Genomic DNA, 17,872 nt, shown 5'->3' with positions numbered 1-17,872 from the left:
GCCTGCACGGCCTCGTGCGCCCGCAGCCGTTGCGCGAGAATGTGACCATGGCGATCCTCGACCGTCTGACAAAATTCTCCGTCGTCGATACCGGCCGCGAGCAGCGCATGGCAGCCCAGGCGATCGATCGGTTCGCGATCCGGGCGCGCGATGCCCGACAGCGGGTCGGCCAGCTGTCCGGCGGCAATCAGCAGAAGGTCGTGCTGGCAAAATGGCTCGCCACGGACCCGAAGGTGCTGATCCTAGACGAGCCGACGCGCGGCATCGACATCGGCGCAAAGACCGAAATCCACCGGCTGATGGGCGAGCTTGCCCGCAAGGGGATCGCCATCCTGATGATATCCAGCGAACTGCCCGAGGTGCTCGGCATGAGCGACCGCATCCTCGTGATGAAGGAAGGGCGGCTTTCGGCCGTCATCGACCGTAAGGATGCAACCCCTGACAGCGTTGGCGCCGCGATGATGCGGTCCCGCCGCGAAATCGAGTTGGCTGAGGCCGGTCGATGAAGGCGCGATCGTTCCATGGGGTGAGCTCGATCGGCCAGGAGATTCTCTTGGTCGTGGTTATCCTCGCGCTCTTTGCGGTCGTTGGCTGGATCAATCCGCGCTTCGTTTCGGAGAATAATCTCACGAGCATCTTCGTCGGCAACGCATACATTGCAGTGGCCGCTATCGGCATGTCACTGGTGATCATTTCCGGCAATATCGATGTCTCAATCGGCGCGTTGATTGGCGTTCTCGCCGTGATCTCGGGCCTTCTCGTCACCAATGGCTATCCGGTCTGGTTCGCTTGGCTTGCACCTCTGCTCATCGGAGCTGCGATCAACACGCTGGTCGGCTGCCTCATCGCTTATGCGCGGGTGCCTTCGATCATCGCGACGTTAGCGATGCTCTCGATCCTCTCGGGCGGCCTCATCACCTTCACCGGCGGCCAATGGATCAGCGGCTTGCCGGGTGCCTATCAGCTCGCACAGTTCCGGCTGCTCGGCGTTCCTTCGCCGATCTGGTTCATGGTCGGCATGACGATCATTGCCGCGCTTCTGATGCGCTACACGGCCTTCGGGCGCTCGGTCTATGCGGTCGGGAGTAATCCGGAAGCGGCACGCGCGAGCGGCATTGGCCATGCCTCGACGGTGGTGAAGGTCTTTGCCATCCATGGAGCGATTGCAGGTGTCGCTGCCGTCCTTTTCGCCACGCAGCTTCAGGTGATCCAATCGACGACGCCGGTGGGGCTGGAACTCGTCATCATCACCGCCTCCGTCGTCGGCGGTGTCTCAATACTAGGCGGTGTCGGAACCGTAGTCGGATCGACGCTGGCCGCGATCCTCTTCGCCGCGATCGGCTCCTCGCTCATCTTTCTCAACGTTTCGGCCTACTGGCTGCGCGCCGTTCAGGGCGTCCTCATTCTTGCGACCGTCTTGGCCGATATGGCCCGGCGCCGGCGGACGGGCTGAAGAGTATGGCTGTCATGACCCGCATTCTCATCCGTCACGAAACGATCCTCGCCATCCTCTTCGTCATCGCGCTCTTCCTGATGGCGGCCCAATCGGACCGGTTCCTGACGACCGCAAACCTCCTCAATCAGGCGCGCCTGATGACCGAGGTCGGGTTGATCGCGATCCCAATGACGTTCGTCATCGTCACCGGCGGGATCGATCTCTCCGTCGGCTCGATCATGGGGCTGTGCGCCATTCTGGTCGGCGTCTTTTGGCAGAATGCCGGACTGCCACTGCCGGCTGCTGTCGGGCTCTCGCTCGTGGCTGGGACGGCAGCGGGTCTTGCAAACGGCATCATCATCACGCGTTTCCGCGTGCCGCCACTGATCGCGACCCTCGCGACCCTCGCTCTCTATCGAGGGCTAGCCGAGGGTATCAGCCAGGCGCGCTCGGTGCGCGGCTATCCGGAATGGTTCGCCCAGCTCGGGCAAGGACAGATCCTTGGCATTCCGACCCAGCTCTGGCTCTTCGCGCTGGTGGCGATCGCTGGCATCTTCATCCTGCGCTTCACCACGTTCGGGAGGACGACTTACGCCATCGGCAATAACGAGGCGGCAGCGGAGTTTTCGGGGCTTCCGGTCGAGCGCACAAAGCTTCTCATCTATACGGCGTCCGGCTTTATCTCGGCGCTTGCCGCGATCGTCTTCGTCTCGCGCGTCTCCACCACGCGCTCGGACATGGGCAACGGGATCGAGCTCGAGGTGATCACCGCCGTTGTACTCGGCGGCACCTCGATCTTCGGCGGGCGCGGCATGGTCATCGGAACGCTGATTGGCCTTTGCCTCATGCAAATTCTTCAGAACGGCCTTTCTCTCGCGGGAGTGCGCGGCGACGGCACTACCGTCGTCATCGGCGCGATCCTGATAGTGGCGGTTCTGATCAGCAATATTCTCGGCCGTTTCTCGAACGACTGAGGTTGGGGAAGGGGTGCCGACTCGGCACCTGACACACGGAGGAGAAACAGATGAAGAAACTGATCACGGCCCTTCTGGGCGCAAGCCTGCTGTCGACCCCGGTTTCCGCCCAGTCGGCCTGGACCGGTGGCGACGACCAGCCGACCAGTCCGCTCGCCTGCGAGGGTGAGTCCCCGGCACCCGAGCCAGGCGAATACAATGGCGGCACACCTACCGATGCGCCGGACCGCAACGGTCAGGAGATCACTGTCGTCGACATTCCCAAGCTCGTCGGGGTCGGCTACTTCGCGAGCACCGCGTCCGGCATGCAGCAAGCGGTCGAGGAACTCGGTAATATCACGATCAACACCGACGGCCCGACGCGCGCCAATATCGACGAGCAGATCACCTTCGTCGACAACTACATCACGAGCGGTGTCGACGGTATTCTCTTCGCCGCGAACGATCCGGTGGCGATCGCGCCGGTTCTTAAGAGGGCGCTCGATGCCGGCATCAACGTCGTCGGCTATGATGCTGACGCCGAGGCCGACGCCCGCCAGTGGTTCGTGAACCAGGCGCTGCCAAATGGCGTTGCGAAATCGATGATGGACCAGCTCGCTTCGGAAATTGGCGAGGAGGGCAGCTTCGCCATCGTCACCTCCACTTTCACAACGCCGAACCAGGCGCGGTGGATCTCCGAGATGCAGGCCTATACCGAGAAGTGCTATCCGAACCTCACTTTCCTCGAGACGGTAGAAGCCCAGGAGGACAATATTCTGTCCTTCAATCAGGCTCAGACCCTCATCAACAAATATGGCGACGAGCTGAACGGCATTCTCGGTATGACCAGCGTCGCAACCCCCGCGGCATCGGAGGCAGTCCAGCAGAACGGTCTCTGCGGCAAGGTCTCAGTCGTCGGACTTGCTCTGCCGAACGCTATGAAGCCTTACATCAACGGCGACTGCATCAAGTCTACGATCCTCTGGAACACCGTCGATCTCGGATATGCCGCCGCTCAGGTGATGCGGCAGGTTGCCGATGGTACGCTCGAGCCAGGCGCAACGACGGTGAATGCTGGACGTCTCGGTGAACTCCAAGTCGTCAATCAGAGCCAAGTGCTGCTCGGAGCACCAAAGGTGTTCACTAAGGAGGACATCAACGACTTCGATTTCTGATTGACGTCAACGGATAGCCACTTACAGAAAACCTCGCCCGGTCAATCGACGGGCGGGGTTGTTGCAGTGAAAAATTCGCGTGCCGGAGGGGCCGGGCTTAGCGCACCGTGTAACCTCCATCCGCGCGTAGCGTGGCACCATTGATGATGCCGGCTTCTGCCGAGGCGAGATAGACCGCGGCGGCAGCGATTTCGGCCGGTTTCGCGAAACGCCCGACCGGGATCTCGCGCCGCGCCTTGTCACCTTTTTCGCCTGACCAACCGACGAGCGCCATCGGCGTCTCAACGACGGTCGGCGCTATGGCGTTCGCGGTGATCCCGTATTGCGCCCATTCGATTGCCATCACCTGGGTGAGATTGATCAGCCCCGCCTTGCTTGCGCCATATGCGGCGTGCTCCTCGATGGCGATGACGCCGGCCTGCGAGGAGAGATTGACGATCCGCCCGCGCCCCGAGGCCTTCAGAAAGGGCAGAGCGGCGGCGGCCATAAGCCAAGGCGCGCGCAGATTGATGCGCATGGTTCGGTCCCAGGCGTCGATATCCGTCTTCTCGGCTGGGAAGACCATGCCGAGTCCGGCATTGTTGACGAGGATATCGATGCCGCTGTCCTTGCCGATTGCTTCGACACCGGATGCTATTGCACCCGGGTCCTGAAGATCGATGGTCGCGTGCCGGTTGTCGCCACCGTACTTCGCCGCAAGCTCGGCCGTGTCCTCAACATCCACCAGCACAAGCCGCGCTCCGGCCTTCGCGAAGGCTTCCGCCATCGCAGTCCCAATGCCGCCGGCCGCGCCGGTGATGAGTGCGGTCAGACCGCTGAGATCGGTCATGGTGTCTCCTCCCTTTGTCGCGGCTCCGCCGTCAGATGTCGAAGTTGGTCGGCAGCACGATCATGTCGCGGATGGTCACGTTGCGTGAGCGCGTGAGCATGAAGATGATCGCGTCGGAAACCTCGGTCGGCTCGATCAGGCTGCCGGAGTCCTTGGCTGCTTGCAGGCGCTCCGGCGGCCAGTCGGCGAGAAGCGCCGAGATGACAGGGCCGGGCGAGACCTGTCCGACGCGAATACCATGTTTGTTAAGTTGGCGACGCATGGTCTGGACGAAGCAGGTTATCGCCCATTTCGATCCCGAATAGACAGGCTCCCACTGGATCGGCATGTGGCCGGCGACGGAGGCCGTGACGACGATGTCGCCCGTGCCGCGCTCGATCATGTGAGGTATGACATCGCGCACGTTCTTCATCACGACGTTGATGTTGAGATTGAGCATCCGGTCGATCGTCGCGGTGTCCGTCTCGATCAGGTCACCGCCGATATAGGTGCCGGCATTGCAGTGGAGAATGTCGATATGATCCACCTTCTCCAGGATTTCCGGCACCATTCGCGCGCAGCTGTCGATGTCGAGGAGGTCGGTCACTTGGGCGATCGCCTTGTCGCCGAGCCGGCCCGTGATTTGGGACAAAGCCTTCTCGTCGCGATCAACCATCACGACGATTGCGCCTGCCTCGAGAAGGGCTTCGGTCGTCGCGAGGCCGATGCCCGACGCCGCACCGGTGACCGCGGCGATCTTGCCAGCCAGCTTTTCAGCCATGAGTGTTCTCCAGATTGAGGGATGCGGTCGAACGGCTGTAGGTAGCGGACGGACCGGACTTCGCGATCCGCCCGCGGGTACGCCTTCGGCCTTCGTCAGTGAGTTGTGTAGCCACCGTCGGCGGTCAGGATCGATCCGGTCACGTAGCTTGAGGCGGGCGAGGCGAGGAACAGCGCGCAGGTCGCCATTTCCTCCGGCTGGGCGAAGCGGCCCATGGGTGTGTTCTCGGTCCAGATCTTGTTCCATTCGGCGTTCGCGATGCCGCCGGCGGTCATATCTGAGACGACATAGCCCGGCGCGAGCGCGTTCACACGGATGTTCCGTCCCCCGTATTCGAAGGCCATCACCTTGGTCATCTGGTGGACGGCTGCCTTGGAGGAATTGTACGCGACTTGCTTCTGGGGGTCGTTGGCGACATCGGCCGAGATCGAGCCGATATTGACGATGGTTCCGCCGCCTTGATCGAGCATCGGCTTGATCGCCGAGCGCGCCACGCGGAAGGGCGCGATCAGGTTGGTGTCCATGATGTAGGCGAGCTGGTCGTCGTCGAATTCGTGGAAGTCGCCGTTGGCTGCGACGCCGGCATTGTTGACGAGAATGTCCAGCCTGCCGAACTTGTCGGTCGTCGCCTTCACAATCGCGTCGGGCGCGGCTGGGTCCGTCAGGTCCGCCTCGACCCAGGCACAGCGTTCGGGGTTCGACGCAAGCAGTTCATCGAGCTGCGGCGTGCGGCTGCGGCTCGTTAACATCAACTTCGCGCCGGCCTCGGCGAAGAGATTGGCGATCGCGAAGCCGATGCCGCGATTGCCGCCGGTGATCAGGGCGACCTTGTCGTCGATCCGGAATTGTTCGAGTGACATGCTGTTTCCTCCGACTATTGGGTGTCAGTTCGGCTTTCGCCGGGCTCTACGGCTGCCTGATAGGCATCGAGGCTTTGCATCACGCGCCAGATAAGCGCGTCTTGCAGATCGAATGGGCAATCGGCGAAATGTGCCGCACCGGGCAGATGTTGCCATAGAAGCGGGAGCGGGATGCGTACACCACAGAGCGCTTTCATGAGTCGTTCGACGGCGGCCTCTGCTTCGCGCACAGGCCAATAATAACGGATGCGGTCCGACAGCGAATAATGCCGCAGGACGAACGTCTCTGCCTCACTTCCGTGATAGTGACGCTGCCAATTCACAGGTTCGGCGCGCATCGCTGCTTCCATCGCCTGCATCAGCGGCCGCTCGCCATAGTCCGGAACGAGATCCGAGGCGATGAGGTCGAGCGCATAGAGCGCCTCGCGCAGGACGAAGGTGAGTTCGGGCCCGACCTTTAGGATCGGGAAGCCGTCGCGCACCAATGCGCTCAAGGGACCAAGGCCTTGGTAATCCGTCGAATGAGCTTCGAAGACGAGGTCAGGCTCGTCGTCCAGAACACGGGTCAGACTGGCCGCCTTGGCCGGATTGTAGGTGACGACGTTCCGGTTGCCGAACTCGACGCCGGGCTGGACCACCACGGCGATGGCACGGTCGAATGCCCGTTCGATCCCCATCTCCCGGAACACCACGCGATGCACTGCGATCGTCTCGCGGGCGGCCGCAGGCGAGGTTGGTGTCACGCCGTCGAGAGCGTGGTCGGCGCCGCCGGGCGGCGGTACTTCGGTGCCGAAAACGAAGCGGGGCAGGTCTCTGCCGGTGACTTGCGCGGTCTCGTCCGCGACCTTGGCAAGCCTTGCCGCGCGGCGGGCGGTCGTCTCATCGTCGAGCGCGACGGGCTCACCTTCGCAGCCCATGGAGCAGTCGAGATGGAGCTTTGCGAAACCGGCCTCGGCATAGGCCGACATCATCCGCTCGGCCTCGGCCATAGCGGTTTGGGCCGGCTGGTGGCGCCAGGGGTTCGGCCCGAGATGATCACCCCCGAGAATGATGCGGTCCGCCGGATAGCCCTCGTCCGCGGCGATGCGCATCACCAACGCAGAGAAGTCTGCCGGTGTCATGCCGGTATAGCCACCGCGATGATTGACCTGGTTGCAGGTCGCCTCGATCAGCACGTTGCCGCTCCGCTGCCTTGCATGACGCAGCGCCGCTCGAAGCACGACCGGATGAGCCGAGCAGACGGAGGTTATGCCGCGCAGTGTTCCGGAACGTCGAGACGCGGCGAGGCTGTCGAGAACCGCGATCATCCGCCCAGCCTCGGCGTTTCGGCGATGAACCTGTCCAGCTCTTCGCGCGTGCCCGCTCCTTCCATGGGCCCACGGCGCGTTACGTTCCGGGCTCCGGCGGCATTCGCATAGGTCAGCGCTTCTTCGACGCTGAGCCCGAGCCGCCGAGAGGCGACATAGGCACCGCCGAAGCAGTCTCCCGCGCCGGTCGGATCGATTTCTTCGACCTCGAAGGCCGCGGCCGAAACCGGCTCCGCACCCGGACGGAAGACTGTGGCGCCAGCCGACCCACGCTTCAGCGCGATCTCCTTCACGCCCATCTCGAAGAGCCGTTCGATGGCAGCGTCCTCTCCCTCGATACCGGCGGCAAGCTCCAGCTCCTCGCCCGATGGCAGAAGCAGATCGGCTGTCGCAATCAGATTTCGAAAGCGCTTCTTAGTGTCCGCATCGTAGGTAATTTCCTTGCGCAGGTTCGGATCGACCGAGAGACTGCCGCCGCGCTCTCTGATGATGGGAAGTGCACGCTCGATCACGTCGACCGCACTCTGCATCGAAAGCCCCGAACCCATCACGTGCAAATGACCGGCGCGGCTCACCAACGCCTCTACATTCCCGATCCAGCCGAAGCGGGCGGCGGCGGAAGTGGCGATATTGTAGACGAAGTCGCGAGAGCCATCGGACCGGTAGCGCACGAAGGCACTGCCCGTTGGGTAGTCCAGATCGACGGCGATCGCTGAAATGTCAGCGCCGTCGTCCGCGAGGCGCTCGGTGTTGATCCGGCCGAAATCATCCTCGCCCACTGCGCCGATCATCGCCGCCATTCCGCCGATGCGCGCGCACTGGCTAATGAAGATGGCCGGCGCGCCGCTAGGGAATGGACCGATAAGATCGATCGGCTCGCGGAAGCCGTCGCCGATCGTCGTCGCCATGATCTCGACGAGGATCTCCCCGACGCAAATCGTCGGGCCGAGACTGTCCGGGCTGAGCGTCGCCATCATCGTCTTGCGCCTCAGGCCGCCCGGTTGATGGCGTGCTGGCGCTGCGCTTCTTCCCACTTCATTTCGATGAAGCGTTTGGCGTGGGCGGCAAGCGGATCGTTGTCGCTCCAGGTGTCGCGCCAGATGCCGCAGGCGAGTGACAGAGCTTCGTCTACGACGGCGCTCGAAAAGCTCTCGAAGACGATGTCCCGGTCGTAGCCGATGTCCGCGAGCGCTCGGAAGATCGCGTCGAAGTCGATCGTTCCGGTGCCGAGGAAACCGCGATAATTCTCGCCGATATGGTAATAGGTCATCCTGTCGCCGGCGAGCCGGATGGCCGCCGCCGGATCGGCTTCCTCGATGTTCATGTGAAATGAGTCGAGGTGGAGGAAGACGTCGTCGCGGCCAGTGTCCTCGATGAACTTGAGCCCTTGAGCTGTCGTGTTGAGAAGGTTCGACTCGAAGCGGTTGACGATTTCGAGGACGATCTCGACGCCGTTCTCCTTTGCGAGTTCCGCAGTGGCCGCAATCGCTTCGGCGCTGTTCATCCAGCCGGTGCGGGTCGGCATCCGCTCGTATTTGCCGTGCATGGAAAAGAGAATGCCGCCGAGCCGGATACCGCCGATGTCGCGCACGGCCTTGACGGCATTGGCGAGTATATCGCGTCCCTTCGCGACGACCGCCTTGTCCTCGCTGGAAACGTCGGCCTCGCGCGGCAGGCCCATCGTCACGACGACGTCGATGTCGAGGTCCTTCGCCTTCTTTCCGAGCCGGTCGAGATCGAATTTCTCGGGACGGAGATAAGCAAATTCGATCATCCGGTATCCGTGCTCGGCGGATTTGTCGAGCGCCCGTTCGAGACCCTCCTGGGTTTGGCCGTCTGTCCAGACGAATGAATGAATGCCGAGACGTCTCATGGACGGTCCTTTCTGAATGCGATTTCGCATGGGCACGCGATTTCGAATGCGCGCGGCTAGGTGCTGGCCGAGGCCTCGGCGAGCTTGGTAGAGCGAGAGGTCGTCGCTGCTTCGATGAGGAGTTCGGCTGTCACATCGTCGGTCACCAGCGTATCGACCAGTCCGCGCCGGGAGGCGGCTCGGATAATCTCGATCTTATGGGAACCGGCGGCGGCGAGTATTTTTTCCGGTATGCGCTCGACGACCGAAAGGTCGACGCCAATCGTGCGCTCGTCAATTGGATGGCCGATTGACCGGCCTTCGGCGTCGAGGAAGCGTCCTAGAACGTCACCAATCGCCCCGGCCTCCATCAGATCCTCGGCCAGCGATTTCTGCATGCCGTTGGCGACGAGGAAAGAGCGCGGCGAGACGTCCGATGCCGTGAGGATCGCAGCGTCCAGCGTCTCAAATTTCGCGAAATGATCGGCGAAGATCTGCTGTGACAAGAATAGATCGCGATCGACGCCTTCCGAGAGGAAGATGGGCGCGGCGAGAAGCGAGTAGCTTGCGCCGAAGCGGGCCGCGAAGCCGGAGGCGATGCTGAAGGAATTGAAAGAAGCGCCCTGCATTGTGCCGCCCAGCATCGAGACGATCTCGAGATCGGGCAGGGTCTGGGGCAGCAGCCTCTGGATGGCGGCTTCCAGCGTCATGCCCCAGGAGACGCCGATCGATTTCCAGGCTCTCGACCGGATCTTGTCGGAGAGGAAGGCGGCAAGCGCTGCGCCTACGGCCGTATGATAGTTGTATTTGTCACGCCGCGCTGGGCCGATCTGCACCCGCTTTATACCGAGCTCTCTGCGCAAGGCCTCCTGAAGCTCGATGCGGGCAGAAAATGGCGAGTCGATCTGCACCTTCACGATACCGAGCGATTTCGCCTTCTGGATTGCCTGGTTCACGCGAAGCCGCGTTGTGTCAAGATGTTTGGCGATGTCCGCCTGAGTCATCCCGTTGACGTAGTAGTGCCAGCAAACGTCGGCGGCGAACGCTTCCGTCTCATCGCTTGCCTCCCGTACCATTTGTGCCGGACCTCCCTCACCACTGCGACGATCCTGCCATGATTTACAAATGGAAGGCAACAGATACATCTGTAAAAAATCGCTTGCATTCTGCTCGATACATTTGCATGATTAGCCGGTAGTGCCACGGCGACAGGCGAGAGCACCATCGCCATTTGGCCGGGAATCCAACGGGAGGAAATCGATGAAACTCATGCACAAACTCGGTGCATCCGCGATCATTTTGTCGCTGATGACCGGCTCAGCCTTTGCGCAGGATCTGCAGATCGACAATCCGGAATGGTGGCAGCAGGCCGGTCAGCAGTTCGAAGGCGTGACACTTCAGGGTGTGACGGAATCGACGCCGCCATCGAATTTCGTGGCCGATGTACTCGCGCCGAAATTTGAGGAACTGACCGGCATTTCCGTGCAGGTTGAGACGACCTCATGGGACCAAATGTACGATAAGGCCATCAAGGACATGGAAGCCGGAACCGGCATCTATGACATGATCTATATCGAGCAGGACATCATCTACGCCTATCTCGCGCGCAACTTCCTCGTCGATATCACCGCGGCTCTGAACGAGAAGGGCGATCTCAAGGCTCCGACCTATTCTGAGGACAACTTTACGAGCTTCGCCGACAACTTCCGTGGCGAGGGCGGGAACCTCTTTGGCGTCCCGATGGAAGCGTTCATCAAAATATATCTCTACCGGACTGACCTTTTCGAAGATGCGGACATCCAAGCCGCCTTCAAGGAAAAGACCGGCAAAGACCTGAAACCGGCGACGAACCATGAAGATTACGCCGAGATCGCGCAGTTCTTCACAGAATACGGTACGGAAAACGACATGGACCTGTGGGGGACGACCGCCCAAGCCCATACCGGTCATCCAGCCTCCTGGTACGAATACTTCGAGTCCGTAGCTCCGACCTACGGAGTCTACAACTGGGGCATCGATGCGGATAACAACTATGCCGCAACCGTCGAGAGCGGCGGTACGATGAATTCAGATGAAGCCAAGGCTGCCATGAAGTGGTGGCTCTCCATGCGCGATATCGCGCCGCCGGAGTCTGTGCAATCGACATGGACGGAGGTTGCCACGACTTTCGCTGCCGGCCGCGCAGCGCAGGGTCTCGTCTATGGTGAGAATGCCGCCTGGATTGCATCCGACGAGTCGAAGTCGAAGGTCGTTGGAAATGTCGGCGTAGCGCTTCCGCCGATGGAAGAGGGCGTGATGCAGGCGGCCGAGAGCGGCGAGGGCTATATCGGTTATTATGACGGTGGCGCATTTGGCCTGCCCGTCACGTCGAAGAACAAAGACGCCTCGCTGCTCTTCCTTCAGTTCATGGCGCTCCCAGAAGTTCAGGAAGAATGGGCCGTCGCGGCGCCGCGCATCACGCTGACCTCGACCTACGACGCAGCGAAGGTGAAGGAACTGGACGATGAACTCGGCGGCTACTACACGATGCTGCGTGACGACGGAAAGCTCTTCAAGGGCGCCCCTCCGTACCCATTCCACGCCCAGCTGCGTGAGGCGACCGCGCCTATCTTTTACAGCATTCTGACCGGCGAGATCGGTCCGGACGAAGGCCTCGATCAGATGGCGCAGAAAACCGAGGAGGAACTCACCGCCCTCGGATATCGACAGTAAGTGTCCTCTCATGTGGGTCGCCCCCTATTCGGGCGGCCCGCATTCTTGAGTGTCCATGTGCGGGGTTTCGTCTCGCGGGCGAGACCGCCTCACTCCACCCAACCCTCGCAAGCTTTAGGCCTTTTTGGCCTTCGGATCGACGCGGAAGGTGCCATCGATGCATTCCAATAGACTGGGCTGGTTACTGCTGGCGCCGACGCTCGTGATCCTCTTCTTCTTCGGCGTCGTGCCGTTCTTCTATGTGCTCTGGCTGTCGTTTCACCAGTGGAACCCGTTTGCCGCCAATCCCGATATCGTCTTCAACGGGGCCGATAATTTTCGTGCCCTTGTGTTCGATGCCGGCTTTCTGGCTTCGCTTGGGGTGACGCTCGCCTTCGTCTTCTTCGCTGTGGTGAGCGAACTCATCATCGGCTACGCTCTGGCGCAGGCCTTCATGAAGGATTTTCCTGGGAAGGCGATATTCCGCACGATCCACACCCTGCCGCTCATCATGGCGCCGATCATCGTCGGTTCGATCTGGAAGCTGATGACGACGCCCTCGATTGGCATCATTCCATCCCTGCTCGATTCCTGGTTCGGTTTTGACCTTAATATCGGCACGAGCGCTGTTGCGGCATTCACAGTCACCGTGATCATGGACATTTGGCATTGGACGCCCCTGGTCACGTTGACCCTCATCGCCGCCCTCGTCTCGTTGCCGTCCGATCCGTTCGAACAGGCGCAGATCGATGGCGCGAACAAGCGGCAGATCTTCTGGCACATCACCCTACCGATGATCATGCCGGCGGTGCTCGCCACCGTCTTCATCCGCCTGATGGATGCGCTCAGAACCGTCGACGAGGTTCTCATGCTCACGGGCGGCGGGCCCGGCTCGGCGACTCGCTATCTCGGCGTTCATATTTTCAAGGAAGTCTTTCCGCGCACAAATTACGGATACGGGTCGGCGATCTCGATCATTGTTCTTTATCTGACGATCGTCGCCTGCTGGCTTCTCTACGTCTCCCTCATCGCGCCGCGTAACAAGAAGGGCTGATCATCATGCAAAAGCAGAGGACTTGGCTCTATCTTCTTTTCTGGATCGCGATCAGCTTTCTGACGCTCTTCCCAATCTACTGGTTGTTCGTCATCTCGGTGAAGCCGGCGGTCGAGCTCTTCTCGACGCCCAGTATCATCCTCGATTCGGTCTACTGGCAAAACTACGTCGACGTCTTCAACGACTCGACTCTGCGCGGCTACATGATGAATTCGCTCATCATCTCGACCGGGAACGCCGTTCTGGTGACGTCCCTCGGCTTCCTCGCCTGCTATGCGCTTACCCGCTTCGATCTCGGTGGCAAGGAATCGATCTTCTTCTGGACAATTACCAACCGGATGGCGCCGCCGGCGGTGTTCCTGCTGCCGCTGTTCCTGCTCATGACCCAGGTCTACAAGTTCGGTGATTTCACCCTGCTCGATTCCAAGATCGGCATGATCCTCGTCTACTGCACTTTCAACCTGCCCTTCGCAATCTGGACCCTCCGCCCGACGGTGGACGGCATACCGAAGGAGCTCGACGAGGCGGCGTTCGTCGACGGCGCGAGCGCCTGGACGGTGATCAGCGAGATCATCTTCCCACTGGCCCGGCCAGGCCTGGCGGTAACGCTTATCCTGACTTGGGTATTCGCGTGGAACGAGTATCTGCTCGCCGCGACGCTTACTAATTTCAACGCACGTACGCTGACCACAGGCCTTTCGGAATATGTCACGACCACCGGCACCGAATGGGGCATCATGGCTACGATCTCGGTCTTCACGCTCATCCCGGCGCTGATCATATTCTCGATGGTCCAGAAGCACATCGTGGCGGGCCTCACCTTCGGCGCGGTGAAAGGATAAGCCGATGACGTACACCGATCCGAAAGATATCCAGACGCCGGTCAATCTGGAAGAATTCGAGGAGGAGAGCCGGCAGTCTTCGAAAGACGCAAGACGCCAGCCAGGTTTCTTGCCGATCGAGACGAACTGGTTCGACAGGCTATTCATCTCGGTGGTGATTTGGGTCGCTCTCTCGCTTGTCTGGCTCCGCTTTCTCGAACCGGCGGGACTCCCGTTGATGATCTCCAATGCAATTTCCATCGCAATAGCGATCACCATTATCTGGAAGGGCTGATCGATGAAGTCCCTTGTCCTCGAACGCAAAGACGAGCTCTCACTCCGCGATTTTCCGATCGAGAGAGAGGAGGAGGTGCTCGGGCCACGTGATGTCCGCATCAAGCTTCATACGGTCGGCATCTGCGGTTCGGACGTCCATTACTACACCCATGGCCGGATTGGTCCCTTCGTCGTCGAGGCGCCGATGATCCTTGGCCACGAGGCCTCCGGCACGGTGATGGAAGTCGGCTCCGAAGTGACAACGCTTTCGGTCGGCGACCGGGTCTGCATGGAGCCGGGCATTCCCGATCCGAATTCGAAGGCGACGCGGCTCGGCATGTACAATGTCGATCCGGCTGTGCGCTTCTGGGCGACGCCGCCGGTCCACGGCATTCTGCGGCCGACCTGCGTCCATCCGGAAGCCTTCACCTTCAAGCTTCCAGAGAATGTCCGCTTCGACGAAGCCGCCATGGTCGAGCCGCTCGCCGTTGGCGTCCATGCGGCGACCAAAGCGCGGGTGAAGCCCGGCGACATCGCGGTTATCATGGGGGCAGGTCCGATCGGTCTCGTCACCGCGCTGGCAGCGCTGGCGGCCGGCTGCGCACGGGTCTACGTCTCGGATCTGGCCGAGAAGAAGCTTCAGATCGCCGAGAGCCTCAGTCCGGCGATCACCGGCGTCGATGCCCGCAAGGAGAGCATCGCCCAGCGTGTGAGGGCCGATACGGACGGCTGGGGCTGCGATATCGTCTTCGAGGCGACCGGTTCGCCGAAGGCAGCGGCGCAGGTGTTCGAGCCGCTCGCACCGGGCGGCTGCGTCGTCATGATCGGCGGACAGCCCGACCCGATCTCCTACGATGCGGGCGCAGCGATGATCCGCGAGGCTCGGGTCGAGAACATCTTCCGCTACGCTCACGTCTTTCCGCGCTGCGTCGCGATGCTCGCCTCGGGTGCGATCGACGTCAAACCGCTGATCACCCGCAAATTTTCCTTCGAAGAGAGTGTCCACGCCTTCGAGACCGCGGCAGCTGCGCCGCCGGCCGATGTGAAGATGCAAATAGAACTACCGCAATAAGGGGCTTGAAGACATTGGCAGGCGTTCAAATCGACAATGTGGTCAAGCGTTACGGCGCCGTGCAGGTGATGCACGGGGTCAGCGTCGATATCGAGGACGGGGAGTTCGTCGTTCTCGTCGGTCCGTCCGGCTGCGGAAAGTCGACGCTTCTGCGCATGCTGGCCGGTCTCGAAAAGATCAGCGAAGGCACGATATCGATCGGCGGCAAGGTAGTGAATGATGCCTTGCCGAAGGAACGCGACATCGCGATGGTGTTCCAATCCTACGCTCTTTATCCGCACAAGACGGTTGCGGAGAATATGGGCTTTCCGCTGAAGGTCGCGAAGCGTCCGAAGGCGGAGATCGAGGAGAAGGTTGGCAAGGCCGCAGAAATACTTGACCTTGCCAAGTATCTCGACCGCTACCCGAAGGCGCTCTCCGGTGGCCAGCGCCAGCGCGTCGCAATGGGCCGTGCGATCGTGCGTGATCCGCAGGTCTTCCTTTTCGACGAGCCGCTTTCCAACCTTGACGCGAAGCTGCGCGTCACCATGCGTGTCGAAATCAAGGAGTTGCACCAACGTTTAAAGACGACAATTGTCTACGTCACGCATGACCAGATCGAAGCCATGACCATGGCCGACAAGATCGTCGTCATGCGCGACGGCCGCGTCGAGCAGATCGGGGCGCCGCTCGATCTCTATGATAATCCGCAAAACGTCTTCGTGGCCGGCTTCATCGGATCGCCCTCCATGAACTTCGTGAAGGGCCAGGTCTCGGTTACCAACGGCATGAAGCAGTTTACTTCGCACGAAGGCCTGAAACTGCCCCTGCCGCAAACCATGGCGAGCGACGGCCAAAAGGTGACTTACGGCATCCGGCCGGAGCACATCGACATCGGTGCCAGCAATACCGGTGTTCTGGTGAAAGTGGTCGTGGTCGAACCTACGGGTTCGGAGACCCAGGTGTTCGCTCGCGCTGGCAAGGACCTCATCGATGCGATCGTCAAGGAGCGCGTCCGAGCCAAGCCGGGCGAGGAGATAGGATTCCAGATCGATCCCGCTAACGTGCATCTCTTCGATACCGAAACCCAACAGCGGATCTGATTCCGAGTATCACTTGGCTGGGCCATACAAAAATTTCGGCGTAGTCGAGATATGAGTAAGTCCTGCCAGTGGCATCATTTTCGTCGTCAGGGCGCGAAGCCGGCGGCGGGCAGTCAATGGCCGCCTGCCGCACCGAAGATTTCGCACCGGCCTTCTCGCCATCTCGGCACGCCGGCATCCATCAGCTAGGCGCCTGGGTGGCCTGTCCGAAGATGCCAAGCGCGGCCTTTCCCGCGCGCATTAGGAAGGAAAGTTGGACGAACCCACGATTCGAAGGCGCGATGGACGCCGGCACGGCGAAGCTATCGATGCCGAACGAGTACCGGCGACGGTCGCTTTCGCAGGGCGTCCATCTGCTCCGGTACTGGAATGGTCAAGCCCAAGCAGGTACGTTACGGCCTGCGGCTATCTTTATGATGGGACGACCTGCCGTTCATGGTCCGCCGTCGCCCGAACGATCACCTGCGCCCACTGGTCGTGGCCACAGTACATTGGCCTATGACCATGCGGGTGAACAGTCGGCAAGCTTTCTCTGGGTCGAAAACCATGAGGCCAGATAATGGTCAGGCTCCAGTCTGTCGGGCGCGGTTGCGTTGCGCGGTCTGTACGCGCAAATCGCCTGAGAACGGACTTGACCAGGCCTTCAACTCGCTTGAAGTCCAAAGGCATGTGGATGGACGGCACGGGCCCTTCGACTACCGAGCCGAAGATCGCGAGTTCGTCGTAGAACCGGAGGCGGCAGGGGAAATCGTCCAGCTGTTCGATCACTGTCTCGCACTAGGCTTGGTGCGCGCGCCCGCTGCTGAATTGAACGCGGCAATCCTACCGCTACTTCCGTTCAACGTGGGTGAGGGACGACTCAAGGACCGTCGGGCGCGAACGAGCATCGCCTCAAGCGTTTACGGGAAAGTGCAAAGGGTCCGTCAGAGACAAGGCGGCAAAATTGGCGGTACAGCACCTGATCGCAAAGCGCTAACGCCAGTTTCCGCCAGAGAAACGGCTACTCAGTGGAAGAACTGAGACATGACTGGTCGAATAGGAAATCGCAGTAAACGCAAAGTCAGATGGTGGGCGTGACAGGGATTGAACCTGTGACCCCTTCGATGTCAACGAAGTGCTCTCCCGCTGAGCTACACGCCCATCCGACGCTGGCGATAGACCATAGGCCTTGATCCCGGTCAATAGTATATGCCGGGAAATTTGAAGGCGACGGGCACCTGAGAAAGTCGTTCGATGCCGGGCCTTACCCGCTCAGGCTGCATCTTCCAACATTCGGCCGACTTCGTCGACGAGTTCGCGCAGATGGAACGGCTTTGAAAGGATCTTGGCATCCTTCGGTGCTTTCGAATCCGGATTGAGAGCAACGGCTGCGAACCCGGTAATGAACATGACCTTCAGGTCTGGATCGAGTTCAGTCGCCCGGCGTGCGAGTTCTATACCGTCCATCTCGGGCATGACGATGTCGGTGAGAAGAAGGGAGAAAGGTTCTTCACGCAGGCGCTCGTACGCACTGCCGCCGTTGTCGAAGGACACCACATTGTAGCCGGCGCGTTCCAGAGCCTTGGCCAGGAAACGGCGCATATCGTTGTCGTCTTCCGCCAAAAGGATCTTCGTCATTACTTCATTCCAGGTTACCGAACTCCGGCACGGGGTGCACGCACGTGCCTTATCCTTGAGCAGCGTATATAACAGAACGCTGACATAA

At 60.8% G+C, this 17,872-nt stretch carries 18 protein-coding genes and 1 tRNA gene; 10 read left to right on the top strand and 9 right to left on the bottom strand.

The genetic code is table 11. The features are described from left to right. The 4 genes from FP2506_RS10875 to FP2506_RS10860 all read left to right on the top strand — a co-directional run. Positions 1 to 506 (top strand): ATP-binding cassette domain-containing protein (locus FP2506_RS10875; protein WP_148227682.1); only part of this gene is annotated, 506 nt, incomplete at its 5' end. Then, the gene (locus FP2506_RS10870; RefSeq protein ID WP_007067527.1) at positions 503 to 1,453 is read left to right on the top strand and encodes an ABC transporter permease; all 951 of its coding nucleotides are present in this window, start codon (positions 503 to 505) and stop codon (positions 1,451 to 1,453) included. The genes FP2506_RS10875 and FP2506_RS10870, both read left to right, overlap by 4 nt. A 5-nt stretch (positions 1,454 to 1,458) precedes the next feature. After that, the gene (locus tag FP2506_RS10865) at positions 1,459 to 2,409 is read left to right on the top strand and encodes an ABC transporter permease (protein ID WP_007067526.1); all 951 of its coding nucleotides are present in this window, start codon (positions 1,459 to 1,461) and stop codon (positions 2,407 to 2,409) included. 50 nt (positions 2,410 to 2,459) lie between these two features. Next, complete coding sequence (locus FP2506_RS10860; RefSeq protein ID WP_007067525.1) at positions 2,460 to 3,563, top strand: autoinducer 2 ABC transporter substrate-binding protein; 1,104 nt, start codon at positions 2,460 to 2,462, stop codon at positions 3,561 to 3,563. A gap of 97 nt (positions 3,564 to 3,660) precedes the next feature. Here the strand turns inward: FP2506_RS10860 and FP2506_RS10855 are convergent, their stop codons facing one another. From FP2506_RS10855 to FP2506_RS10825, 7 genes are all read right to left on the bottom strand, one after another. Continuing rightward, on the bottom strand, positions 3,661 to 4,392 hold the full coding sequence (locus FP2506_RS10855) for an SDR family oxidoreductase (RefSeq protein ID WP_007067524.1): 732 nt from the start codon (positions 4,390 to 4,392) through the stop codon (positions 3,661 to 3,663). A 31-nt stretch (positions 4,393 to 4,423) separates the two neighbouring features. Further along, a complete protein-coding gene (locus tag FP2506_RS10850) occupies positions 4,424 to 5,152 on the bottom strand; it encodes an SDR family oxidoreductase (protein WP_007067523.1) in 729 nt (242 codons plus the stop codon). A 95-nt stretch (positions 5,153 to 5,247) separates the two neighbouring features. Further along, positions 5,248 to 6,012 (bottom strand): SDR family NAD(P)-dependent oxidoreductase, encoded by a 765-nt coding sequence (locus FP2506_RS10845; protein ID WP_007067522.1) that lies wholly within the window; start codon positions 6,010 to 6,012, stop codon positions 5,248 to 5,250. A gap of 14 nt (positions 6,013 to 6,026) precedes the next feature. Beyond that, complete coding sequence (locus FP2506_RS10840) at positions 6,027 to 7,319, bottom strand: D-tagatose-bisphosphate aldolase, class II, non-catalytic subunit (RefSeq protein WP_007067521.1); 1,293 nt, start codon at positions 7,317 to 7,319, stop codon at positions 6,027 to 6,029. Then, the gene (locus tag FP2506_RS10835) at positions 7,316 to 8,296 is read right to left on the bottom strand and encodes a tagatose kinase (protein ID WP_040489095.1); all 981 of its coding nucleotides are present in this window, start codon (positions 8,294 to 8,296) and stop codon (positions 7,316 to 7,318) included. Before FP2506_RS10835 ends, FP2506_RS10840 begins: the two co-directional genes overlap by 4 nt. A gap of 11 nt (positions 8,297 to 8,307) precedes the next feature. After that, entirely contained in the window at positions 8,308 to 9,192 is an 885-nt protein-coding gene (locus FP2506_RS10830; RefSeq protein ID WP_040489769.1) for a sugar phosphate isomerase/epimerase family protein, read from the bottom strand. 56 nt (positions 9,193 to 9,248) lie between these two features. Continuing rightward, complete coding sequence (locus FP2506_RS10825) at positions 9,249 to 10,247, bottom strand: sugar-binding transcriptional regulator (protein WP_007067518.1); 999 nt, start codon at positions 10,245 to 10,247, stop codon at positions 9,249 to 9,251. Positions 10,248 to 10,479: 232 nt separating this feature from the next. On the opposite strand from FP2506_RS10825, the gene FP2506_RS10820 reads away from it, so the two are divergent. The 6 genes from FP2506_RS10820 to FP2506_RS10795 all read left to right on the top strand — a co-directional run bounded on the left by FP2506_RS10820 (position 10,480) and on the right by FP2506_RS10795 (position 16,167). Further along, a complete protein-coding gene (locus FP2506_RS10820; protein ID WP_425277089.1) occupies positions 10,480 to 11,883 on the top strand; it encodes an extracellular solute-binding protein in 1,404 nt (467 codons plus the stop codon). A gap of 157 nt (positions 11,884 to 12,040) precedes the next feature. After that, positions 12,041 to 12,916 (top strand): carbohydrate ABC transporter permease, encoded by an 876-nt coding sequence (locus FP2506_RS10815; protein ID WP_007067516.1) that lies wholly within the window; start codon positions 12,041 to 12,043, stop codon positions 12,914 to 12,916. 5 nt (positions 12,917 to 12,921) lie between these two features. Then, on the top strand, positions 12,922 to 13,758 hold the full coding sequence (locus FP2506_RS10810) for a carbohydrate ABC transporter permease (RefSeq protein WP_007067515.1): 837 nt from the start codon (positions 12,922 to 12,924) through the stop codon (positions 13,756 to 13,758). Positions 13,759 to 13,762: 4 nt separating this feature from the next. Further along, positions 13,763 to 14,032 carry a DUF2160 family membrane protein gene (locus FP2506_RS10805; RefSeq protein ID WP_007067514.1) on the top strand — a complete coding sequence of 90 codons (270 nt, stop codon included), beginning with the start codon at positions 13,763 to 13,765 and terminating at the stop codon, positions 14,030 to 14,032. Positions 14,033 to 14,035: 3 nt separating this feature from the next. Beyond that, positions 14,036 to 15,085 (top strand): NAD(P)-dependent alcohol dehydrogenase, encoded by a 1,050-nt coding sequence (locus tag FP2506_RS10800; RefSeq protein ID WP_007067513.1) that lies wholly within the window; start codon positions 14,036 to 14,038, stop codon positions 15,083 to 15,085. 14 nt (positions 15,086 to 15,099) lie between these two features. Further along, a complete protein-coding gene (locus tag FP2506_RS10795) occupies positions 15,100 to 16,167 on the top strand; it encodes an ABC transporter ATP-binding protein (RefSeq protein ID WP_007067512.1) in 1,068 nt (355 codons plus the stop codon). Between the two features lie 1,065 nt (positions 16,168 to 17,232). Here the strand turns inward: FP2506_RS10795 and FP2506_RS10785 are convergent. Both FP2506_RS10785 and cpdR read right to left on the bottom strand, forming a co-directional pair. After that, positions 17,233 to 17,307: transfer RNA gene (locus FP2506_RS10785), tRNA-Val, on the bottom strand. A 111-nt stretch (positions 17,308 to 17,418) separates the two neighbouring features. Continuing rightward, a complete protein-coding gene (cpdR, locus tag FP2506_RS10780; RefSeq protein WP_007067511.1) occupies positions 17,419 to 17,784 on the bottom strand; it encodes a cell cycle two-component system response regulator CpdR in 366 nt (121 codons plus the stop codon). Positions 17,785 to 17,872: the final 88 nt, after the last annotated feature.

Source organism: Fulvimarina pelagi HTCC2506, from assembly GCF_000153705.1.
Lineage (GTDB): Bacteria > Pseudomonadota > Alphaproteobacteria > Rhizobiales > Rhizobiaceae > Fulvimarina > Fulvimarina pelagi.
The sequence above is the reverse complement of the archived record's forward strand: the minus strand, read 5'-3'. Positions and strand labels throughout refer to the sequence as shown.

Coding starts and splice junctions, on each gene's coding strand:
- FP2506_RS10870 (WP_007067527.1), top strand. CDS start 503: ATGAAGGCGCGATCGTTCCATGGGGTGAGCTCGATCGGCCAGGAGATT.
- FP2506_RS10865 (WP_007067526.1), top strand. CDS start 1,459: ATGGCTGTCATGACCCGCATTCTCATCCGTCACGAAACGATCCTCGCC.
- FP2506_RS10860 (WP_007067525.1), top strand. CDS start 2,460: ATGAAGAAACTGATCACGGCCCTTCTGGGCGCAAGCCTGCTGTCGACC.
- FP2506_RS10855 (WP_007067524.1), bottom strand. CDS start 4,392: ATGACCGATCTCAGCGGTCTGACCGCACTCATCACCGGCGCGGCCGGC.
- FP2506_RS10850 (WP_007067523.1), bottom strand. CDS start 5,152: ATGGCTGAAAAGCTGGCTGGCAAGATCGCCGCGGTCACCGGTGCGGCG.
- FP2506_RS10845 (WP_007067522.1), bottom strand. CDS start 6,012: ATGTCACTCGAACAATTCCGGATCGACGACAAGGTCGCCCTGATCACC.
- FP2506_RS10840 (WP_007067521.1), bottom strand. CDS start 7,319: ATGATCGCGGTTCTCGACAGCCTCGCCGCGTCTCGACGTTCCGGAACA.
- FP2506_RS10835 (WP_040489095.1), bottom strand. CDS start 8,296: ATGATGGCGACGCTCAGCCCGGACAGTCTCGGCCCGACGATTTGCGTC.
- FP2506_RS10830 (WP_040489769.1), bottom strand. CDS start 9,192: ATGAGACGTCTCGGCATTCATTCATTCGTCTGGACAGACGGCCAAACC.
- FP2506_RS10825 (WP_007067518.1), bottom strand. CDS start 10,247: ATGGTACGGGAGGCAAGCGATGAGACGGAAGCGTTCGCCGCCGACGTT.
- FP2506_RS10820 (WP_425277089.1), top strand. CDS start 10,480: ATGACCGGCTCAGCCTTTGCGCAGGATCTGCAGATCGACAATCCGGAA.
- FP2506_RS10815 (WP_007067516.1), top strand. CDS start 12,041: ATGCATTCCAATAGACTGGGCTGGTTACTGCTGGCGCCGACGCTCGTG.
- FP2506_RS10810 (WP_007067515.1), top strand. CDS start 12,922: ATGCAAAAGCAGAGGACTTGGCTCTATCTTCTTTTCTGGATCGCGATC.
- FP2506_RS10805 (WP_007067514.1), top strand. CDS start 13,763: ATGACGTACACCGATCCGAAAGATATCCAGACGCCGGTCAATCTGGAA.
- FP2506_RS10800 (WP_007067513.1), top strand. CDS start 14,036: ATGAAGTCCCTTGTCCTCGAACGCAAAGACGAGCTCTCACTCCGCGAT.
- cpdR (WP_007067511.1), bottom strand. CDS start 17,784: ATGACGAAGATCCTTTTGGCGGAAGACGACAACGATATGCGCCGTTTC.